Here is a 2,500-nt window from a genome sequence, read left to right as displayed (position 1 = left end):
CCCCCCCCCCCCCCCCCCCCCCCCCCCCCCCCCCCCCCCCCCCCCCCCCCCCCCCCCCCCCCCCCCCCCCGGGTGGGGCCCGGTCAGGCGATCGAGAACGTCACGACCGACTGGTAGGTGTCGGCGAACATGAACGGCGGCAGCTGGAGCATCGCCGCGCCGCCCACGGCGAACTCGCCGCCGGTCAGCTCGTCACCGCCGGCCGCCTGCGAGGCGACCTTCATCGGGGTGTCGGTGATCGCGCCCGGAGTGCCCGCGGTGCAGGTGCTCGGGCTGTCCGGGTTGGTGACGGTGCAGGACGGCTGGATGCCGAGCTGCGCCTTCGCCATCGAGTGGCCGGTCGTCTGGTTCAGGAACGGCGTACGGGTCGCCGTCACGTCCCAGCCGAGGCTGCCACCGCGGAAGTCCTGGACGGTCGCGGCGTTGAACGCGCCGAACACCGACTGGGACTTTCCGTTGATGGTCACCGAGCCGAAGCTGACGGCCGGCTGGCCGTCCTTCGGGCCGAGGGCCAGCGGCCCGGGCAGCACCTCGATGTCCACCGGGTTCTTCACGCCCGCCTGCTCCTCGACGAACACGAAGGGCTTGGGCGAAAGCGCCGAACCGTCGATCCGGATGGCGTCGGCCTTCTTGGTGACCGTGATGTTGCAGGTGGCGGCGCCGGAGGCGTCCGCCGTGCCGGTGCCCGTGTCACCGGTAGCCGCGCCGCCCAGCAGCGCGGAGCAGGCGACCGCGCCGGCCGGGAAGTTGGCGCCGGTGACGACCACGGCGGTGCCCGCCGGGCCGCTGTTGGGCGTCAGCTTCGTCGTGACCGGATCCTTGGGCAGGGCCTCGGAGGCGACCGAACCGACCGGGGCGCTGGGCCGCGGATCCGGCGTACAGGTCGTCGTGTAGATCGTGCCGCCCAGATCGGCATCGGTGATCACCTGGTCGATGGTGATCTGGACGGTCGTTCCCTCGGTGCCCTCGGGGAGGGTGATGTTCCCGCTGAACGCGGGCGGGTCCGCCTTCTTCCCGGCCTCCTGGTGGCTGGGGACGGCCGGGCTGGTCACCGTCTGGGCGACCCCGCCGACGAGCAGCTTCATCTTGATCGTGTTGACCGTGTCGATGGTGAACATCGGGACGACGGGGGTCTCGCCCGGATCGATGGTGATCGGCACGGACTGACCCGCCTTGGCGGAGTCGGGGACCGTGACGGTGAAGTCCTGGGTGCCGTTCGCGCCCGGCTGGGGCGCGGGGGCGACGCACTTCACGGGTACCGGAGTGGTCTTGGTCGCGGCCTGCGCCGTTCCCGTCAGGGCCACGACACCGCCCGTCAGGGCGAGGGAAAGGGCGCCCGCCCCGGCCAGCATTCTTCGTCGGAACGTTGTACTCACTGGGTCGCGACTCCTTCGTCGGACGAACCCCTCCCCCCACCCGCTGTGTGGGGGAGGTAGAGCCGGTGCGGAGGCCGTCATTGACGCGTCGCGGTGATGAGAAGTCAATGGATGGGTTTCGCCCGAAGCACACACACATTGATGTCCCATCAGAACCGGTCTGATGGGACATCGGATACCGACTGGTCGGTGGTGTCGGCCGCGGGCGCGTCCGTCCTGGTGCGGCCGCCTCAGGGGGCCGTCGGGATGTGCAGGAGCAGGTTCGCCGTCCCGGCGGGCAGGTTCGTGATCCGGTCCGGGACGGCGCCGCGCAGCAACGCCCGACCCACCTGCTCGGGAGTGCGGGCGGTGCCGCCCGCCAGGATCAGCGCGGCCGCGCCCGCCGCGTGGGGGGCCGCCATGGAGGTGCCGGAGGAGCGGGCGAGGGCCGTCGCCGAGCCCTTCCACGCCGAGGTGACGGCCACGCCCGGCGCGGAGAGGTCCACGCAGCGGCCGTGGTTGGAGAACGCCGGACGTCGGTCGGCGGCGTCCGTGGCCCCGACCGTCAGGGCCTGCGCGACGCCCGCGGGGGAGCCGACGCAGGCGTCCCGGCCGTCGTTGCCGGCCGCCACGGTGAAGGTGATCCCGGACGCCACGGCACGGACCACCGCGGCGTCCATGGCCCGGCTGCGGCTGCCGCCCATGCTCATGTTGGCGACGGCCGGGCCCCGGGCGGTGTTCCGGGCCGCGTCCTTCACCAGCCAGTCGAGCCCGCGCAGGATCGCCGACAACTTGCCGTCGCCCCGGCAGTCGGCGACCTTCACGCCCACGAGGGAGACCTCCTTGGCCACCCCGTACGTCGCCCCGCCGACGGTCGCGGCGACGTGCGTGCCGTGACCGTTGCAGTCGGCCGCGCCCTCCATGAACACCGCGTTGTACCCGGCGCGGGCACGGCCCCCGAACTCCTGGTGCGCGGTGTTGATCCCGGTGTCGACGACGTACACCGTGACGCCCCGCGCCTTGCCGGCGTACGTGTAAGAACCGTCGAGCGGGAGCTCGCGCTGGTCGATCCGGTCGAGCGGCCAGGGGGCGGCGGCCTGGGCGGCGAGGGGGGCTCCGGCGGGCGCGGGCGCGGGAGATCGGAA

Annotated in this window: 2 protein-coding genes; both read right to left on the bottom strand. The window is 73.2% G+C overall.

Features of this window, described 5'->3' with window-relative positions; all coding sequences use genetic code 11:
• Positions 1 to 83 precede the first annotated feature (83 nt).
• Positions 84 to 1,376: a hypothetical protein gene (locus NOD94_RS40820; RefSeq protein WP_281211302.1), complete on the bottom strand. Its 1,293-nt coding sequence runs from the start codon at positions 1,374 to 1,376 to the stop codon at positions 84 to 86.
• Between the two features lie 230 nt (positions 1,377 to 1,606).
• On the bottom strand, positions 1,607 to 2,500 hold an 894-nt coding region (locus tag NOD94_RS40815; RefSeq protein WP_281211301.1), incomplete at its 5' end, for a S8 family peptidase.

The organism is Streptomyces sp. Isolate_45, assembly GCF_024721315.2.
GTDB lineage: Bacteria > Actinomycetota > Actinomycetes > Streptomycetales > Streptomycetaceae > Streptomyces.
The sequence above is the reverse complement of the archived record's forward strand: the minus strand, read 5'-3'. Positions and strand labels throughout refer to the sequence as shown.